The 18,709-nt window shown below is 54.7% G+C and carries 14 protein-coding genes; 6 read left to right on the top strand and 8 right to left on the bottom strand.

The genetic code is table 11. From position 1 onward, the window contains the following. Positions 1 to 12 precede the first annotated feature (12 nt). Entirely contained in the window at positions 13 to 2,031 is a 2,019-nt protein-coding gene (locus OOF89_RS14415) for a glycoside hydrolase family 15 protein (protein WP_266080265.1), read from the bottom strand. 104 nt (positions 2,032 to 2,135) lie between these two features. Here OOF89_RS14415 and OOF89_RS14410 point away from each other — a divergent pair, with 104 nt between their 5' ends. After that, positions 2,136 to 4,220: an alpha-amylase family glycosyl hydrolase gene (locus tag OOF89_RS14410; RefSeq protein ID WP_266080263.1), complete on the top strand. Its 2,085-nt coding sequence runs from the start codon at positions 2,136 to 2,138 to the stop codon at positions 4,218 to 4,220. A 35-nt stretch (positions 4,221 to 4,255) separates the two neighbouring features. Then, a complete protein-coding gene (locus OOF89_RS14405) occupies positions 4,256 to 5,314 on the top strand; it encodes a TrmB family transcriptional regulator (protein WP_266080261.1) in 1,059 nt (352 codons plus the stop codon). On the opposite strand, the gene OOF89_RS14400 is transcribed toward OOF89_RS14405, so the two are convergent. Further along, a complete protein-coding gene (locus OOF89_RS14400) occupies positions 5,315 to 5,680 on the bottom strand; it encodes a DUF4112 domain-containing protein (RefSeq protein WP_266080259.1) in 366 nt (121 codons plus the stop codon). Positions 5,681 to 5,795: 115 nt separating this feature from the next. Between OOF89_RS14400 and OOF89_RS14395 the strand changes: the two genes are divergently transcribed. The 3 genes from OOF89_RS14395 (at position 5,796) to OOF89_RS14385 (ending at position 10,552) form a co-directional block, all read left to right on the top strand. Continuing rightward, positions 5,796 to 6,494: a ferredoxin--NADP reductase gene (locus OOF89_RS14395; RefSeq protein ID WP_266080257.1), complete on the top strand. Its 699-nt coding sequence runs from the start codon at positions 5,796 to 5,798 to the stop codon at positions 6,492 to 6,494. Positions 6,495 to 7,051: 557 nt separating this feature from the next. Continuing rightward, positions 7,052 to 7,777, top strand: a complete 726-nt coding sequence (locus OOF89_RS14390; RefSeq protein WP_266080255.1) for a hypothetical protein — start codon at positions 7,052 to 7,054, stop codon at positions 7,775 to 7,777. Between the two features lie 1,533 nt (positions 7,778 to 9,310). Beyond that, complete coding sequence (locus OOF89_RS14385) at positions 9,311 to 10,552, top strand: orc1/cdc6 family replication initiation protein (protein WP_266080253.1); 1,242 nt, start codon at positions 9,311 to 9,313, stop codon at positions 10,550 to 10,552. Positions 10,553 to 11,287: 735 nt separating this feature from the next. Here the strand turns inward: OOF89_RS14385 and OOF89_RS14380 are convergent. After that, positions 11,288 to 12,274, bottom strand: a complete 987-nt coding sequence (locus tag OOF89_RS14380) for a S1C family serine protease (RefSeq protein WP_266080251.1) — start codon at positions 12,272 to 12,274, stop codon at positions 11,288 to 11,290. Between the two features lie 133 nt (positions 12,275 to 12,407). After that, entirely contained in the window at positions 12,408 to 14,441 is a 2,034-nt protein-coding gene (gene fdhF / locus OOF89_RS14375) for a formate dehydrogenase subunit alpha (protein WP_266080249.1), read from the bottom strand. Positions 14,442 to 14,693: 252 nt separating this feature from the next. Here fdhF and OOF89_RS14370 point away from each other — a divergent pair, with 252 nt between their 5' ends. Beyond that, positions 14,694 to 15,722, top strand: a complete 1,029-nt coding sequence (locus OOF89_RS14370; RefSeq protein ID WP_266080247.1) for a succinylglutamate desuccinylase/aspartoacylase family protein — start codon at positions 14,694 to 14,696, stop codon at positions 15,720 to 15,722. Between the two features lie 96 nt (positions 15,723 to 15,818). Here OOF89_RS14370 and OOF89_RS14365 read toward each other — a convergent pair whose 3' ends face one another. The 4 genes from OOF89_RS14365 to OOF89_RS14350 form a co-directional block, all read right to left on the bottom strand. After that, positions 15,819 to 16,001: a hypothetical protein gene (locus tag OOF89_RS14365; RefSeq protein ID WP_266080245.1), complete on the bottom strand. Its 183-nt coding sequence runs from the start codon at positions 15,999 to 16,001 to the stop codon at positions 15,819 to 15,821. Positions 16,002 to 16,469: 468 nt separating this feature from the next. Further along, on the bottom strand, positions 16,470 to 17,024 hold the full coding sequence (locus OOF89_RS14360; protein ID WP_266080243.1) for a class I SAM-dependent methyltransferase: 555 nt from the start codon (positions 17,022 to 17,024) through the stop codon (positions 16,470 to 16,472). A gap of 293 nt (positions 17,025 to 17,317) precedes the next feature. Further along, complete coding sequence (locus OOF89_RS14355; RefSeq protein WP_266080241.1) at positions 17,318 to 17,719, bottom strand: hypothetical protein; 402 nt, start codon at positions 17,717 to 17,719, stop codon at positions 17,318 to 17,320. Then, positions 17,716 to 18,549: a ParA family protein gene (locus tag OOF89_RS14350; RefSeq protein ID WP_266080239.1), complete on the bottom strand. Its 834-nt coding sequence runs from the start codon at positions 18,547 to 18,549 to the stop codon at positions 17,716 to 17,718. The genes OOF89_RS14355 and OOF89_RS14350 overlap by 4 nt, the downstream gene beginning before the upstream one ends. Positions 18,550 to 18,709 lie beyond the last annotated feature (160 nt).

The raw sequence follows: 18,709 nt of genomic DNA, 5'->3' as shown, positions 1-18,709 counted from the left end.
AGTCGAAGGTCGTTACATTTCTTCGGTCGTCATCACATCCTGTTCGTCCAGCGACGCCACCGTCGCCAGACGAATGGCGTGTGGCCATCCGAGCGGTGTCGCGCTATCCGCAGCACCCACGTCGAAGAACTGTTCCGGCAAATACCCTGTATCGGCACAAAGCGGCCCATCAGGGAGGAAGAGCGAGAGGAGTTCGCGCGCACGTCGTGCGAACTCCTCGGCACGAGCATCATTGCGGTCGGACAGTAAGTGCGAGAGTTCCCCGGCAGCGTGTGCGCCCCACGCGGTCGAAACCGTCCAGATTTTCGGTTCGCTCTGCTCGCGTTTGCGCCAGTCGTCCTCGTCGAACCGGGCGAGACCACGAACGTCGCTTTCGCTCGGGTTCCGCCAGAGACCGTCGAGAATCGACTCGGTGTGCGAGACGAGGCGGTCAATTTGCTTCGAGTCAAGATCCTCCACCTGTGCGTAGACGCGATGTGCACCGGCAAGCGCGAGGGCACTCGAATCGAGGCGGGCGTCGAGTTCACCATCCTCGTCCAAGCGAAGGGCATAAAACTCGCCCGTCCAGAGGGTGTCGAGTCCGGAGAGGACTGCTGCTGCCTGCGATTCCGCGCGATTTTGAAGTTCCGTCTCGATCGGCGCGCTGGCGAGCGTTGCGTAGGCTTCGAGATACGTTGCGGCGGTGTGGGCAAACCGGCCGGTCATGTTCTCCCAAGCGTTCTGGCAATGAACCGGCAGGCCGTCCGATTCGAGGGTGTCGTCCAACCCATCGAGTGCGGATCGAAGCGTCTCCCGAACCGTGGATTCGAGTTCGGAATCGAGGCCCCCATCGCGGAGATAGCTCGCGAGAAACGCGATGACGCTTCCCGTCTGATCGGCTTGGTAGTCCGCGCCCTCGCCCGCTTCAACTCGGGCGTTGGCCCAGCCCGGTGCGATGGTGCCATCACGCGGCCAAACGCGGTGAGGCCACGTTCCATCTGCATGTTGGGTGTCGCAGTAAAATCGGGCGCTTCGGGCGTGCCAGTCCGCGAGCGAGAGGTCGAAGTGATCGTCGGAAGCGAGCAGAAAGCGCGAAATTTCCGCGTCGTCACGGAACCACGTGTAGCCGTATCCCCCTGAGTATGCGTAAAACGGGTCGAAATCCGGACCGGCGATTCGCGCACCCGTGTTCGCGGAGAGAAGCGACAGGACCCGCAGGTCGGCGCTGACGGCCTCGGGCACGGGCGTGTCGGGACGTATCGCGGTCTGTTTCGAGGCAGTAGTTCGTATTTTCTCCGGCGAGTCGTACGTTTCGACGAGCGCTCGAACTCGGTCGAGGGCGTCCTCACGCTGTGTTTCGTCGTGGTCCGCGAGAAGGGTGACGAGAGTGATGTTTCCGTCGCTCTCGACGGAAGCGACGATTTCACCGCTGAGTCTGCTCTCCTCGTATCGGCCGGCGTCGTCGGTCTGTGGGACCTGTCGTGCTCGGTCGGAGACGAGGGTAGCGAAGTCGGCCGGAACCTGCCCGTGAACCTCTTTTGGTTCGGGGCGGACAGAGAAGTAATCGTGTTCGTCGGCGTGGAACACCTCGATCGCGTCGCCATGTCGTAGTTGTCCGATACGGTCGTCCCGTCCGTCGGGTGCGAATCCGAGGTAGGCGACGAGTTCGCCGGGGATACCGTCGGAGGCGGCGAAATGCGTGATATGGGCGTCCTCCAGGGTCAAGTCGTACTGGGTTACCGACCACTCTTCGGCCTCGTGATCGGTGAGGACGAGGGCACCGTCACCGTCGTATCTCTGTGTCGAGTCGATGGATCCATCGTCGAACCACGTCGTCCTGTCAGCGCGTCGAATTCCGAATCGGGAGCGGTCGATTCCGTACTGACCGGAGAGTGGATAGGAGTAATCGCTGAGCGACCCGTCCGGAGCCACGTGAACGAGTCGGGCGTCGAGGCCGGAAAAGCGGCCCGCGGGTGTTCGGCGCTCACCGGGGAAGCGTACCTCGCTCCCGCGATGGCGCTTGAAGTCGGAAAGTGTGTCGCGGAGTGTCATCAGATTGGACCACGAGGAGCGACCCTAAAAGACTTGGTGAAATAATCGTTCACAGGTTTACAATAATCCAAACGTTGTTACCTTCCCCGTGAGGTGTGTCGAATATGTACAAATCCGGGCCACCACGGTTCACGACCGTCGGCGAAGCTGTCGAACTTGCACCGCGTGAACCGGACCCAACCGAAGAGTACGAGTGGACACTGGAATCCCGTCCAAAGTGGAGTTCGGCGACGATCAGTGATTCCGCAGTTATCCACTTCGAACCCGACCATCCCGGACTCTACCGTCTTCTGGTATCGGGAGCCGACGAGAAACAGCGTCGCCTCGTGCGTGCCTTTCCCGACGAGCGTTGGACCGCGCGTTTCGAACTGCCAGTCGACGACCTCCCTATTCCGGAGGAGGAACTGGATTCCATCTGCATTACCGGGCCATTCAACGAACATCTCGTGGGTAGAAATCGTCCAAAACGGGAGAATGGAGCCTACGTTTTTAAGACCGAACTTCCACCGGGAGAGCATCCATACGGATTCCTGATGAACGACGACCTCACGGAGCAAGTACAGGGGACGCTTTCGATTCCGGGACCGGGTCGTCCCAGAATTCATCTCGACGGGAGGATTCAGGGAGACGAAATCGTGGTTTCGGCCGAACCGAAGTCGGCGCCGAACAGCGATTTTTCGGACGATTCACTCGACGTGGAAATTTACGTGGAGACCGGCGACGGAGGCGAAGTCGACGTCGTCAGCGACCAGCGGAGACTCCGAATTCCCCGCAAGGAGATCGGCGAGTGGGTTCGAATCCATGCAGTCGCAGTCGGCGACGCTGTGGCGTTCGCCGACTGCGTGGAAATCGGGAGGCAGGGCAAGCGCGAGGTGCAGAGGCTGAATGACCCACCGAAGTGGGCCGAATCACCTACCATCTACGAGATTTTCGTCCGGTTGTTCGCGGGCGAGACGGTCGATACCACCTTTGCCGAACTGGAGCGTCGGATACCATACCTCGAATCGTTGAACGTGGACTGCGTCTGGCTAACGCCGATATTAGCGAGTCCGACCGACCACGGCTATCACACCACGAACTACTTCGAAACCGCAAGCGATCTTGGGACGCGCGAGGAGTTCGAATCATTCGTCTCGGCCTGCCACGAGGCAGATATTCGGGTTATCTTCGACCTCGTCATTAATCATTCCTCGCGCGACCATCCCGCGTTTCAGATGAGTGCAACCGGCGTCATCGAGTATCGGGACTGGTACGTCTGGGAAACGGACGAAGAAACCGGGACCCAGTCAGCGCAACGCTATTTCAATTGGGAGCGGATTCCGAACTTCAACTTCGATTCCCTCGCAGTACGGACGTTTCTTCTCGACGTGGTCGATGAATGGGCCGGAATGGTCGATGGGTTCCGATGCGACGTGGCGTGGGGTGTCCCCCACGAGTTCTGGAAGGAAGTCGCGGAGCGAGTTCCGGACGATTTCCTCTTGCTCGACGAAACGATTCCGCGCGACCCGGCGTACCACGAAGGGGAGTTCACGATGCACTACGACACGACGCTCTACGGAACCCTCCGTGATATCGGACACCGCGAAACCCCCGCAACGGCCATCTTCGACGCGCTGTCGGACGGGGAGCGCGCCGGATTCCCCGATAGTGCAGTTCACCTTCGGTACGTCGAAAATCACGACGAATCGCGCTATCTGGACGAATGCGGCAATGAAGCGTTGAAAGCCGCAACTGCCGCGACGTTCACGCTCCCCGGTGCGCCGATGATTTACTACGGACAAGAGCGCGGTATGACCAAGTATCGTGGGACGATGCGCTGGGAGCACGGCGACGACGAGTTGACCGAGTTCCACCGCGCACTGAGCAGGGCACGTAATGATTTTTCTGTCCTCCGTGACGGGTCAGTCGAAAGAATAGAGTGGGAGAGTAATGATGCAACCGGGGAACGTATCGATACCGAAGATAGCGAGAACGAACGCGACGGCTCAGGGATCGTCGCCTTCTCGCGCAAGTCGGGAGACGATTGCGTAGCCGTCGTCCTCAATTTCGGCGAATCGGCACGGGAAGTGACGCTCGGTGTGGAAATCGGTGACATCGACCTCGTGACGGGCGAGACGATTCCGACTATGTCCGACAACGGATCGGAAGTTATCGTCGAAAACGTCGTCGTCGCCCGCGTCACCGAGTGACGTATATACTTTCGCAATGAACGACTGGACAACGAATGGACGACCGTACGCTTTCCGACCTGCTCCGGCAGTTCGGTCTTTCGGAGAAGGAAGTCGATACGTACCTCGCGATTTTAGACCAGGGCGAAGCGAAAGCAAGTACCGTCGCTGACGACGCCGGTGTCTCGAAACGCTACGTCTACAGCACTAGCGAAAAACTGGCCGAACGCGGGTTTGTAGAGGTCAACGATCACGTCGTTCCGACGATGATTCGCGCGAATCCGCCCGAACAGGTCATCGGGACGCTCGCGGATCGGGTCGAAACCATGCGACCGGCGCTGGACGAGCGCTACTCGGCGACTGCCAGCGACCCCGATCAGTTCGAAGTGATCAAATCACGCGTTACCGTCATCAAACGAATCGAGAATCGCCTCGCGGACGCGAGCGAGGAAATCACACTCTCGATCCCGTACGAGCATCTGCCCGAGGTGGCAAACGAACTCGGAGCGGCGGTGGAACGCGGCGTTCTCGTCCTGCTAGTCGTCAGCGGTGTCCACCAGGACACTATCGACGAATCGGAATTCGAAGGCATTGCAAGCGCTGCACGTGCGTGGCGCGAGCCGATGCCGACGACGCTCACCGTTGACCAGCGATTTGGTCTCGTCGCGCCGACCGAGATGATCCTTCGTTCGAATAGCGACAAACAGGCGATAACGTTCGCACAGGAGCAACTCGTGCCAGTTCTCGTGGGATCGTTTCTCGGCAACTATTGGCCGATGGCAAACGAAGTGTACACGACTGCTCCCACGGAGCTACCCCAAACCTTCCAAGATTTCCGCCATGCGGTCTTGCAGGCGACGCTTCACCTCCGGGCAAATCACCCAGTTCATGCACGTGTACGTGCTCACCCGGTCGGCAGCGAAAACGGTCAAGTAACCGTAGATGGCAAAATAGTCGATATTCGACAAGGCCTCATCGAACCGGCATCGAACGCATTTCCGGTCGAAACGGCACTCGTTCTCAATACCGAAAACGGCGAAAAAAGTATTGGTGGTTCCGGGTCATTCATCGAAGACTTCGAGGCAGAAACCGTGTCGCTCGAACTCGTTCGGTAGTTAGAGATGCTTTTCGAGCAGCTTTCTGTTTCGTTTGTTTGCCTTCCATCCGGCATCGAACAACGACCCGAGAACGGGAACCGCGCCACCGAACGTGTCGATGAGCACGTTCGTCAGCATTCTGGCGAGTGTCCGCCGAGGGACGTCCATCAAGTAGCCCTCGAAGACGATATAGAGTGAAATCATCGCGGATGCCAGGTCGCCACCGACCGGGAGAAGACCCAGCACTGGGTCGAGACCGAATCGGAAGTTCGTACCGGGGATACGAACAGCCTCGTCTAGGAGGTGGCTCACCGTTCGCACCCGCTGGATGGACCGGCGTCTGTCGTTTGAGACGTCGTCGGGGATGTCCAAATGCTCCATCATAAAACAACACAGGTGTTCGGGGCGGTTATGGGCTGTGCTTGCGTATTCGGCCTTCTGTACGTATCGCGACTCGTTGGCCGATTCGTTTAGGGAAGAGACGATTGTCTGAAAGAATATGCGGGAAGTCGAAATCACATCGATTCATCAGATGACGCCACGGGTAAAGCAGTTCGAACTGGTCGCCGATGACGAGTTTGATTTTCAGCCCGGGCAACACACGCAACTCCATTTCGAACGGAACGGCGAGGAAGTCGTTCGGCCCTACACCGCAACTGTCCTTCCGGGAACGGACAGCATTACGCTGGCGATAAAACGGTACGACGACGGTACTGCGTCGGTGTACATGCACGACCGGAAGCCGGGAGACACGATTCGAATCGAGGATTTGGATGGAAATCTCTATCTTCGGAACCTCGATTCGGACGTGGCGTTCGTCTCGACCGGAACCGGAATCACGCCGATGATGGCAATGGTAAAACAGTACCTCCGGGACGGGAACGGGGAGGTAACCTTTCTCTACGGTGAAAAGAATCAGGAGAACATAATGTACCGCGAAACGCTCGACCAGTTCGAAGCGGAGCACGAGAATTTGAACGTGGTCTATTCTCTCTCCGATGAGGCGTGGAAAGGAAAGACGGGGCACATCCAAGAGCATATCGACGACGTGATATCCTCCCCGAAATCGACCGATTTCTACGTCTGCGGTGTCCCGGGAATGGTGGTGGAGACGAAAGAAAAGCTCGCGGATATCGGGGTTTCCGACGAGCGAGTTTACAGTGAAGGATGGGAGGACGACGAAGTCTCCGAGGAGTAAAAAAACCAAAAATAGGCAGCTTTTCGGAGCGTCGATTTTTCCATCGAACCCCAGGCGTCGGAGGAAAACGTGGCATCCTCGACAAGCAATTCATGAGAATAAACCACGCGGTTCGTACCGGATAGTACGAAGAACACGATGGATTCGTCCGCTTCGCGTTCTTCCTTCGGAAGCGACGAGTCGGTACGATAGAACCGACTCGAACCATCGAGGTTGGCGACAGCAGGCGTGACGTTACTGATTCGTATTTCCACGTGAAATTACTAATACGAAAATACGTGATCAGCCCAGATATAGGACGCTATAAATTTGTTTCTTAAATGAAACACCATACCGCTGACGAAGTTGTGACTCTGATGAGACCCTATATCAGCCTGGAGCGTTTTTGATTGTGAACACGAAGAGATTTTTAACTGTCATTATGAATATTCAACAATAAGTATATAACGCTGAAGCAAAATAGTTGGAACGAAATGAGCACGGAACGGACGGGATTCATCGACCGGTTTAAACAGCCAGAATATATTGGGGAAAATCGTTGTACACCCTGTACAATTGTGAACATCACAATTGCCGTTGTCGTAAGCGCAGGCCTAACATTTGCGGCGATGCCACTCGGAATCGTTTTCTTTGCCTTCAGTATGGTGGCAATCTACCTTCGCGGGTATCTCGTGCCGGGAACGCCGACACTGACGAAGAAATACTTCCCTGATTGGTTGCTCCGGAAGTTCGACAAAAGCGAAATGGCAGCGCCAACACAAGCACCGATAGAATCTGACCGGGAACCCGAAGAGGTGCTCACCGAGGCGAACGTCGTTGGACCCTGTGAAGAAATCGACGACCTCTGCCTCAACGAAGAGTTCAGAACGGTATGGCACGAAAAAATGGAGCGTGTCCTCGAAAACGGTGCCGAAAAGAACGACCTGAGCCGTATCCTCGACTCTGACGAGAACGAGCTGGAGTTCGAGGAACACGAAGGCGCGTTCATCGCTCGAATCGATGGCCGTCGACTTGGTCAATGGGAATCCCACGCCGCGCTCGTTGCCGACCTTGCCGCAGCACGTGAGCTTAGCGACCGCTACGATGACTGGAACGAACTCTCCGTGGACAATCAAAGCCGAATCCTGAGCGGTCTTCGAATCTTCCTCGAAACCTGTCCTGAATGTGATGGCACTATTACTGCAGAGCAGGAAACCGTCGAGTCGTGCTGTCGCTCGATGGAAGTCGTCGCGGCAACCTGTGAGGGCTGTGACGCACGTATTCTGGAAGTCGAACAGAATTAATATCCGACCAAACTACCACTGTTCGAAGAGTACTTTGACAAGTAATATTACTTAGGCAGTGCTACGCTCAAGCCACTATTTATTCAGACGTCAAAGCTCCTGTATATCCAGGATTCTATCGGCATTTAGTGGGTAACGCCGCTTTTTCCACTGTTGGTGCGTCACAAAGTATGATTAATCGTCATCCAGGTATCGTCCGGACGAAATCACCCGTCGAGAAGCGGCTGAGGGTTTGCTAATTGATGTGAAACGGTTTTTACGAGGAATAATTTGGACACCGTAGTTTCCGCTGTTTTTCGCACAGTCACGACGCACTGGTTAATGAGTTACGAGGTCGGAAACGGCCTAAAATGGAACTATTATACTCCATCATAGTTCACGAGAACGGACGAGAATAAACGACGTGCGCGGATTCTACGTAGCGTCTCGATGGTCTACTATGGTCACAGGTAATAGGATCAAATAGTCAAACAAGCATATCAGAACGAATAGAACCTGTACCGCCGTTTTTCAAGAACAACCGTTTTCTATCGAAGCAACACCACGATTTAAATACAGCAACCCCACCATTTCCGCTGTTTCGGTGTGAAGTGGTCCCGTACCAACTCCATAGTTTCCGCTGTCGAGTCGGTATTGAATGGAAAAACGAGATATGACATCTACCCCATAATTTCCGTTGCCAAATTGACACAAAGGGACTGTCGATCCGTTGATTCTTGGCGCGACTTTCGAGGGATGTCGATGTCGCTCGAAACAGTGTTGCACAATTCGTGAGTACGTGTGTGCGGTGTATGTGACGGGTTGACAATGACACCCACCCCATCATTTCCGCTGTCTTATGGAAAAAACGTGCAGAGGGTTGAAGACGGGGACGGGTCGAACGAGGGAGGGAAAATTCAGTCACTAAATAGATAATAATATATTAGACGTTAATGAAATCAAATGAAATGAAAAAGAGGAAGACAAAGCAGAAACAATTATCTAGCACCAATAATCTTTTACTCTATTGCTATTTACCTAGTACGGATATGGTTCGTTTTTATCTAATATAAAGGTTCCGCCTAACTAGAACTCGTGTATCACCCACCCACACTTCTCCCAAACCAAACAGAGGAAATAGTGGGGTGGGTGTGTCTTTATAAACAGGACCGCGATAATGCGATAAAATTCGTTACCGAACTGTTGATAAAAGCCACAGAAACAGCCTTTACCCCTTATCGTTCAAATCCACTTCGCCGCGGACCACCACTATTTCCGCTGTTCTTCCGACTTGCACATTCTCATATCCCACCAACGACACCCTCCACTGAGTTCCCACCAGAATGACTCGTCGTTTCGCAGCATTCTAAGTAGTGTTCCGCCATATAGCATTCTGTTCTGTAGTATTCTCCCCCGGCACCATCTCTCGTGCCCACGAGTAAAAACTACGGAAACGGCGCTCTCCAACGAATCAGTATGCTATTTATATATTGCGAAACAGAAGAAACAGCGGACGCCTCAGTTTTATATACTCATCCGTGAAAGCAGTTAGTAATGTCATCGTTCAGCTTCGACCGGGATAACTCTCTCTACAAAAACCGGGACGCACTGTTGGAAGAGTACACTCCCAACAACCTCGTTGGACGGGATGACGAACTCGAAGAGTATCACGCTGCCTTACAACCGATTATCAACGGCGAAGCCCCGTCAAATATATTCCTTTACGGAAAAAGCGGCGTCGGTAAGACCGCGGCAACGCGATTTCTACTAAACCAACTGCAAGAAGATGCCGCTCGATACGACGACATCTCGCTTTCCGTCATCGAAATCAACTGCGATGGTCTCAATTCGAGTTACCAGGTGGCGGTTCGTCTCGTAAACACTCTCCGTGACCCAGCCGATCAAATCAGCAACACTGGTTACCCGCAGGCACAAGTGTACAGCTTTCTCTGGGACGAACTCGACGAGGTCGGTGGAACCATTATTATCGTACTCGACGAGGTAGACCATATCAACGACAACTCCATCCTCTATCAAATCCCACGCGCTCGAAGCAATGGCTATCTCGAACACGCAAAAATCGGTCTCATCGGCATCAGCAACGATCTCTCGTTTCGTGACTCTCTCTCGGCAAAAGTACGCTCGTCGCTCTGTGAAAAGGAGGTCTCGTTTCCACCGTACAACGCGAGCGAACTGCAGAAGGTGCTCCACCAGCGCGATCAAGTTGCGTTCCACGACAGTGCTCTCGCGGATGACGTAATCCCACTCTGTGCGGCGTTCGGTGCACAGGATGCTGGTGACGCTCGGCAGGCACTCGACTTGCTTCTCGAAGCGGGTGATCTCGCTCGAAAAGACGCCGCAGAACAGGTCGTCGACCAGCACGTTCAGGAAGCGCGACGAAAGCTCGAGCGTGACCGAATAATGGAAGGTGTTGCTGATCTCACCCAACACGCCCGTCTCATCCTCTACGCGCTCACCTCGATCGAAGCCGAAGGAAACACCCCGGCACGGTCGCGGGATATCCGTCCTCGCTACGAACAGTTGTGCAATCACATCGGAACCGAGGCTCTTACTAGCCGGCGGATGCGCGACCATCTTGCCGACCTCGCTATGCTCGGTGTCATCTCTTCGACGGAAAAAAACGAGGGTATGTCCGGTGGTAAGTACCGAGAACACGCGCTCAAACAAGACCTTCAGCTAGTTGTCAGCGCGCTCGAGGAAACCATTGATCTCGCTGGTGTCCATGAGAGCATTCGACCATATTATCAATCACTTCTCGACGACCGAGAGAACTGAACGTCCCCGAATAAATCGAACGTCTTCGAACAAACTGAACATCCTCGAGAAAACGTATGTCCGGCAGAACGCGCGACTTTCTCTCCGGGATATCGACGCCTGTTTCAATACTACAATTATGTCGAAACCATTCATAAACCGTCGAAAACACCACTGTTTCCGCTGCTCTTTGATTCGCTTGAATACCTCCACCAGTTCTGGTTCGCTTCTCCAACCCTTTTAAAATAAAACTACACCGGGAATTTAAACTGACTATTTCGAATTTTTCCCGCTACTTCCACGATATTCTGCAACTGTTATCTTTTGATTCGGTTCGATCTGATATACTTCGGGTTTTCCTTTCGTATTCTCCCGTCGAGTTCTCCATTGTTCTCCCTCTCTATTTCACTGCCCTTGTTTTAACAAATGGATTCCTCTACCCCACCATTTCCGTTGTTTACACTACCCTTTAGGATTCGAATTAATACCATGATTTCCGTTGTTTTTGGGAGTACTGCGTCGGTTTGGACGCTACTCGTCGGCTCGTCTGCCATTTTTCACCAACAACCGAACGGAAACTGGTATAAAAACCAAGTAACTCCGGTATTTCCGCTGCGTGACAACACCGTCGTTTCGGGTGATTTTCACTATCTGTCCATCTGAATATATGTGCTTTTATAGGAACTGTTTCTCCACTTCTCCTCGACAATCCTTCGTTTTACTAGCCAGCCTCGGGAATCGTTCTTTCATATGTCGCTATTTCACGGTAATGCTTACGTTACCGCTCGACGATCCGGGCCGCTCGCCGAGTGTTACTATTTCGGTCAATGGCTGGCGATCTCGAACTAATTCCACTTCTACTTCCTCTCCGGGTTGGGTTTCGGTGATGAGGTATCGCATTAACTCTTCGTGAGACCGGACGGCCTGCCCATTTACCCCGACGATAACGTCCCCGCCGATCGGTATTTCACGGCCGCGGAGGGTACGAACCGCTTCGCATCCGATGAGTGCACCACTCGCAGGGCCAAGCCTAACGTCCACGACGAGGATACCGCCTGTTTCTGCGAGTCCGTTTGCCTCGGCAACGAGGGGAGATACGTCTATCGTAGAGATCTTGAGGAACGGGTGACGATAACGTCCCTTGCTCACGAGGTCGGGGACGACCCGTGCAACGATAGCCGCCGAGACGGCGAATCCGATCCCATCCCCCTGCCTCGCTCGGTTGACACCGACGACATCGCCGTCGAGTGTTACCAGCGGCCCACCGCTGTTTCCGGGATTGATGGCGGCGTCGGTTTGTACCGTATCCGGGATAACAAAACCGTTTCCGGTGGGTAGCGAGCGGTTCGTCCCACTGACGATTCCTGCCGTAATCGTTCCGTCGAGACCCATCGGATTACCCAGTGCGGCGACCTGCTGTCCCGGTATTGGTTCGTCCGTTGCGACCGGAAGCGGTTTTGCATACTCCGGGAGGTTCGTGACCTGGACAACTGCGAGGTCGGTGTTGCTATCCCTGCCGACGACGCGGCCAGTCCGCCAGTCGCCGTCGCTGAATCGAAGCTCTACTTCATCGGAAGTCCCCACAACGTGCTGGTTCGTGACGATATGTCCGTTACCGTCGTAGACGAATCCGGACCCAGTTCCGGTTCTCGTCTGCCCCGTGTTTCGAGGTGTAACGTAGATTGAAACCACCGACGGAATCGATTTCTCGTATAGCTGCTCGTACGTTTTCTGCTCGTTCATGCTCCATTCCGACAGACGAAACAAATCTCGTCTGCCGGATTCACGTATGGTTAGGGTTGGACACGTTTAAGTGTGTCACTAGATATCAATGGACGCATCTGTCCGTATTCGATAGTAATTCAATACGCTCCGTTTATTTTTCTCTCTCCACTCGAACTTCGATGTGTTTGTAGGTCGGTATTTTCGATTCCGGGTCGAGTTCATCACCGGTCAGTCTGTTGACTAACTGTTCGGCGAAGTGGAACGTGATAAACGCGACTCCTCGTCGGATTGCAGGTGTAACTGCTGCTACTGCCCTTACTCTCCCGATATCGTTTAGAATGACGACCTGATCCCCATCCGTAATTCCTCTTTCTGCCGCATCGTCGGGATGGATTTGGAGGGCGTCCGTACTCCGAAGATGCGTCAGCACGCCCGATCGACGAGTTACGACGCCGCTGTTGAAATGCTCGATAACGCGCCCGGTCGTCAATACCGGTGTCTCATCGCCGTCTGACCCCCGTTCATCCACGGGTTCGACGTGTTCGACCGGGACCAGCGGTGCACGTCGTTTACCATTAGAAAACCGGTCTCGATGCAGAACGCCAGTGCCCGCCTCTGCCTCAGCAGAAAACGGCCATCGCTGGCTATCTTCACCGATTCCCGCGTAGCTCATCCCCGCATACTGTCGTGTCGCTTCCGCCAACTCCGAAAAAACCACCTCCGGGCTGTCATAATCGAACGATTCGTCGGTCAACCGATTACCCAACTCACAGATGATTTCAAGGTCGGTGCGGGCGTTTCCCGGCGGTTCGTTTGATTGACGCATCCGCTGGACCTGTCGATCGGTGTTCGTGACGGTTCCGCTCTTTTCGGCCCACGAACTCGCTGGTAGAATTACGTCCGCTTGTGCGGTCGTATCGTTTGGAAAGATATCTTGCACGACGAGGCAATCGAGCGAATCGAGTTCTTCCGAAATACGACTAACGTTTGGCTCCGTCGCCCCGATGTTTTCCCCGAAAACGAACGCACCGCGAATTTCGCCGCCGAAATCGTGGGTCATTTCGACTTCCGTGACCCCCGGCTTAGGTGGCGGTTCGACGCCCCACAGTTCCGCGAGTGCTCTTCGTGCATCGGTATCCGTTACGGGACGATACCCCGGTAACACGTCCGGCAGACATCCTACGTCGCTTGCACCTTGCACGTTGTTTTTTCCGCGGAGCGGGTTGACACCTGTGCCGCGTCTTCCAATGTTACCGGTCACGAGCACGAGATTGATTAGCGCATGAACGTTGGCAGTCCCATATCGGTGTTGGCTCATTCCCATTCCGGTGAATGCTGCTGCCCGGTCTGCACTGGCGTAGATTCGTGCGACTTCCCGGACGTCATCCGGGGCGACTCCGGCGAGTTTCGCGGATGTATCGACGTCAACGTGAGAAACAAACGTCCGAAACTGAGCAACCTCCGACACGCGTTTCCACAGAAAATCCTCGTCTGCCAATCCTTCCTCGAAAATCACGGCACAAATCGAGTTCAACAGTGGGATGTCGTACCCCGGCTTGACGGGGAGATGGTACTCCGCGAGTTCAGTCGTTCGATTCTTGCGCGGGTCGATGTGAACCATCGTGGCCCCCCGATTTACCGCCGGTGCGAGATATGAACTAAAAATAATCGGATGTTGTTCTGCGGGGTTCGAGCCCCAGACGAGAAAACAGTCCGCATCGACGAGGTCATTCAGCGTGTTCGTCATCGCACCTGCACCGAATCGCGATTGCATCGCGGCAACCGTCGAGGAGTGGCAGAGTCGGGCACAGTTATCGACGTTGTTCGTCCCGAGCACGCGAGCCAATTTCTGAAAGACGTAGTTCTCCTCGTTCGTACAGCTCGACGAGGCGAAAAAACCCAACGCGTCCGGCCCATGCTCGTCTACTATGCGATCGAACTCCCTTTCGATACGAGAAAAAGCCGTTTCCCACGAGACGGTGACGAACTCGTCACCGTCTCGAACCTGTGGCTCGGTCAGTCGGTCGTCGTGTCCGAGAACATCGTAGGCCGCGACCCCTTTCGGGCAGAGTTCACCGCGGCGATTTACCGCGGCTTTCCATCCTCGGCCTTTTCCTGAATCGTCCAGCACGACGCCACACCCGACACCACAGAACGGGCAGATGCTTTTTTCCCTGTCCCCCATACGACTCGTTCGTCGGCAAATTGCTAAGCTGTGGCGGAGAATTTCGTATCCGGCTTACTGTTCGTTCTCGGGATGACCGTCGAGTGCCGACACAGTCGGGAAGAACGACTGATCGTACAGTTCGAACCTGCTATCGAAGAAATACAAGGTTTCGATCACGAACTTTTCGACCGGATCGAATGAAAACTGATGACTTCGTAGATGATTATTATTGACACGAAACTCCTTGCTGTTCACGGTCGTCCTTCCGGTATGAGCGAACCAGCACCGTTCGAGTTCGATGGGGGGCGTGTCGAACCCGGTCACACCGAAAATTTCCGATTTCCGACCAGCCAGACGTACCTCGGCGACCCGGTCAGAATTCCAGTCACAATCATCAACGGAACCGACTCCGGCCCGACCGCATTCCTCGCGGCAGCGCTTCACGGCGACGAACTCAACGGAATCGAAGTCGTTCGCGAAATCGCACATGAATGGATACACTCCGACGTCTGTGGAACCATCGTTTGTCTTCCCGTGGTGAACGTTCCGGCGTTCCTCGCTCAACAACGCTATCTCCCGGGCTACGAACAGGATTTGAATCGGGCGTTTCCCGGCGACGCCGCCGGAACTAACGACCGACGAATCGCCCGCCGAATCTACGACAACTTCATTTCCCCATGCGATTTCGGAATCGACTTTCACACCTCAACACGCGGGCGGACCAATATGCTCCACGTTCGAGCCGAAATGGCTAACCCCGACGTTTCCCGCCTCGCGAACGCCTTCGGAACGAATCTCATCATCGACGGCGCAGGCGCAGTTGGAATGCTCCGTCGAGAAGCCACGAAACGGAGCGTTCCGACCATCACCGTCGAGATGGGTGAAGCCTATCGATTCGAGCGTGGTCTCATCGAACACGCGCTCGACGGTGTCCGGAGCGTGTTCGCGGAGTACGGTATCTTTCAGCAGGAACTCGTTCGCTGGCCCGGGTGGCGAACCGTCGTCGAAAGCGATGCCGAACGAACGTGGATTCGTGCCGACGATGGTGGAATCGTCGATATGCGCCGCAAGCGAGGCGAACTCGTCTACGAAGGGGAAGTCATCTGCGCCATCAGCGATCCGTTCAAACAGGAGCGTGTCGATGTAGCCGCACCCTTTACCGGTCTGCTCGTTGGAGTCCTGGAAACCCCCGTCGTCTATCCCGGTAATCCCCTTTGCCATCTCGTGGAGATCAGTGAAACGGTCCGGTGGTCCATCGAGCGGGAACGGGACCGACAACGTTCCGAACAGAACCAATGAGATGGTCTTCTCGAACCTGCCCGAACCGACCGACGGTTCGTTCTACTTGCGACCGTTATAGACGGTTTTCTCCCCTGATTCTAGCCGACCTTCCGCTCATTGTGTCGGTTTTCGACCGTCGATAATCACCGACACTACGTACTCGCTCACATCGCGATTGTCGTCCCACTCCCGTGCGAACTGGCCGCTTTCCCCTTTCGATTCGATTTTGACGCTTTCGAACCCAGCATCGTTGAACGTCACTCGAAACGACTCTGTCGTCGCTACTCGTCGATACATTCCGTGATCGAGTCGATGGTTTTCGGCCTTTTCAGGGAAATCCAAAAAACGATATTGATGCGCTGGCTACCGTCCTTTCGTTTCGTCGTGTGCGACGATAGGTTCTGCCGTCCGTCCTGTCGTCCGATACTTTCGCCACTTCCATCCTTTGTGGAGTAATCGAACGAGCTACCATTACTGCTCACGACCTATCCCCCCCCGGCGCATTCCACGAATCGTGAGGACCGATGACCTGACCTGTGGCCACCCTCATTGCGCGACCCTCAGGAATTATCGTATCGCGATATACAGTTTATTAAGTTGGTGGACGGCTCCGATCTCGATTCTATTCCTGTTGAGAGGAAGCACCACAGTCGGGCCGATCATCCGCTTTCGGATCACGATTCCACGAAATGCTGGAAAGGTGGTCCACACGGGCTGAACAGACTTCTACGCGTGAGACCGGGGAGCAGGGATCGACGGAGAATATCAGCGAATTGCCACGAGGATGAACGTTTCGGGGCGCTCGGCTTCGTATTCAACGTCGAATCCTGCGCTCGTGACCAGTTCGTGTGCTTTGTCCTCATCGTAGCGTTCTTCGACCGGTGGACCGCTTTCACCTCGTCCGCTTGCCGTCCAGTCCGCGACGACGAACCGACCGCCCGGTCGGAGGATGCGGGCGATTTCGGCGAGAGCATCGTCGCTTGCGAACTCGTGAAACGTCATGGTCGAAAACACGGCATCGAGTTCACCGTCCGAAAACGGGACGTCGGATATATCCGCCGTAACGAGCGAGACGTTCTCCGGCACGCCTTTCTCACGGTAATGGTCATGCATCGTATTCTGAACGTCTACTGCGTACAGGTTTTCGACGAACGGTGAGACGTCGTCGGAGTAAAACCCGGTACCGCTCCCAAGGTCTGCGACAGTGTCCCCGGTGGCTATATCGAGATGACCGACCAACTCCTCGCGAGAGATGTACCGATATCGCTCCACGTCTTCGAGCTTGTCCGCTTTTTCGGGGTCGAACGTGTGGAAACCCATCCTACTTGGCCCAACGAAGGCGAGGACAAAGAGTGTTGTTTCGGTACGCGGAAGCAGCGTTACACATCGAATCCCGGTACGTCGTGCGAGCAGTTAGTGTGGCCGATGTCGCTCGTTGTGGTCACTGTGTTCGGTTTCGATAGCCCCCATTCGAACCTCTCGATGGTTCTTCTAGCTTTCACATCCGTCCAGCTATTTAGACGATGAAATTATATATATATATATATCTTCTCAGACAGGTACTTGGAAATCTGTCTGGATAGCCATCTATATTTCCACAAGAAGAGCGTTACCTACCGCCTACCGTAACCCCATTCTTCCATCACTCGCTGTACGTCGTCCAAGTTCTCCAATCCAGCGCGAATAAGGGCCTCACGTACGTCCAAGGCCATCACTTTGTCACCGTCGAACGTCTGGCTTAGCTCCCGTTCGAGCTCGCCGATCTCCTCCGACGTTTCATTTTGCACGTAAACCGGAACTGCCTCGCGGTCAGCTTTTACCGTTCGTCTGGCGAAGATAAATGGGAGTGTCTGTACCTCGGCTCCACCGCCCGATCCGCTATTACGGTTCGTGGATACGGGATCGTCGCTCGTTTGTGTTTCGTTCACGTTCGTTGTTTCCGTTTCGTCGGGATAATCGTCGTAATTCTCGCCGTAGTCGTCGTCGGTCGCGCCGTATCGGTCGTCTTTGGTCATGCTTTGACCTCCACGTCGACCGTTCCTTGCTCGATGATTCGGGCGAGGTGCTCGAAGTTCGAAAGCAGGTCCTGTTCGTACTCACGGAGGTCCCGGGTATCGTCGCTCTCCGCGAATTCGAACACGTTCATCTGCCGTTTCCAGGCCTCTTTCAGCACGTCCCGTTTTCGCACGCCAAACGGGGTTACTGGCTTTCCATCCGCTTCCAACTCGTCGCGCGTGTCGCGGTAAATGTTCGAGTCGCCCACCTCGTTCGGGACGACGGCGAGGATTCCGAGTTTGAAGCTGTCGTCGAACTTTCGGAACCCTCGTTCCATGCTGTCCAGCGTGTCTTCCAATCCTTCGATCGAGATGCTCCCTTTTCGGGTAAGTTCGATCGGAATCACGACGTTGCGCGCCGCGACTAGTGCATTGTCCACAAGGACGTTCAGTGTCGCCGGTGGGTCGATAATGAAGTAGTCGTACTCACCTGCCACGGATTTCAGTGCGGAACGGAGCTGAAATTCTCGGAGTGAGGTGTTCCGAGCGGCCATTTCGCTTTCGATGTTCGCAAGCCCCTCATGAGATGGAACGAGATCGAAATCTTCAGTCTCGACGATAAGCGAGCGAACGTCTTTGCTATCGTCTAGTAGAACGTGGCCAAGATGATCACGGTCTCCTGTTTTTAGTTCCTGATAGCCGACGTGATCAGTCAAACTCCCCAGTTGGGGGTCCAAATCGACCACGAGAACTCGTTCGTCTCGCCGTCCTAGTGCGGCGGCCACGTTGGTTGCCATGGTCGTCTTGCCGACCCCACCGGATTCGCTCCACAGTGTGATGGCCCGTTTCATACAGTCAGTCGTTATACGCTTCCCCCTCATAAATTCTCGTCAGACAATCGACTCAAACTATTCAAATAGCTATCTAGATAGCCATCTGTCTGTAAATCTATCCAGATATCTATATGGATATTCGAAAGACTGCGACCAATTGTTCCCTTTTGCGGATTTA

Source organism: Haladaptatus caseinilyticus (assembly GCF_026248685.1).
GTDB classification, from domain to species: domain Archaea; phylum Halobacteriota; class Halobacteria; order Halobacteriales; family Haladaptataceae; genus Haladaptatus; species Haladaptatus caseinilyticus.
The sequence above is the reverse complement of the archived record's forward strand: the minus strand, read 5'-3'. Positions and strand labels throughout refer to the sequence as shown.

Excerpts from the sequence above, each read along its gene's own strand:
- OOF89_RS14415 (WP_266080265.1), bottom strand. The coding sequence starts at position 2,031 with ATGACACTCCGCGACACACTTTCCGACTTCAAGCGCCATCGCGGGAGC.
- OOF89_RS14410 (WP_266080263.1), top strand. The coding sequence starts at position 2,136 with ATGTACAAATCCGGGCCACCACGGTTCACGACCGTCGGCGAAGCTGTC.
- OOF89_RS14405 (WP_266080261.1), top strand. The coding sequence starts at position 4,256 with ATGGACGACCGTACGCTTTCCGACCTGCTCCGGCAGTTCGGTCTTTCG.
- OOF89_RS14400 (WP_266080259.1), bottom strand. The coding sequence starts at position 5,680 with ATGATGGAGCATTTGGACATCCCCGACGACGTCTCAAACGACAGACGC.
- OOF89_RS14395 (WP_266080257.1), top strand. The coding sequence starts at position 5,796 with ATGCGGGAAGTCGAAATCACATCGATTCATCAGATGACGCCACGGGTA.
- OOF89_RS14385 (WP_266080253.1), top strand. The coding sequence starts at position 9,311 with ATGTCATCGTTCAGCTTCGACCGGGATAACTCTCTCTACAAAAACCGG.
- OOF89_RS14380 (WP_266080251.1), bottom strand. The coding sequence starts at position 12,274 with ATGAACGAGCAGAAAACGTACGAGCAGCTATACGAGAAATCGATTCCG.
- fdhF (WP_266080249.1), bottom strand. The coding sequence starts at position 14,441 with ATGGGGGACAGGGAAAAAAGCATCTGCCCGTTCTGTGGTGTCGGGTGT.
- OOF89_RS14370 (WP_266080247.1), top strand. The coding sequence starts at position 14,694 with ATGAGCGAACCAGCACCGTTCGAGTTCGATGGGGGGCGTGTCGAACCC.
- OOF89_RS14365 (WP_266080245.1), bottom strand. The coding sequence starts at position 16,001 with ATGTATCGACGAGTAGCGACGACAGAGTCGTTTCGAGTGACGTTCAAC.
- OOF89_RS14360 (WP_266080243.1), bottom strand. The coding sequence starts at position 17,024 with ATGGGTTTCCACACGTTCGACCCCGAAAAAGCGGACAAGCTCGAAGAC.
- OOF89_RS14355 (WP_266080241.1), bottom strand. The coding sequence starts at position 17,719 with ATGACCAAAGACGACCGATACGGCGCGACCGACGACGACTACGGCGAG.
- OOF89_RS14350 (WP_266080239.1), bottom strand. The coding sequence starts at position 18,549 with ATGAAACGGGCCATCACACTGTGGAGCGAATCCGGTGGGGTCGGCAAG.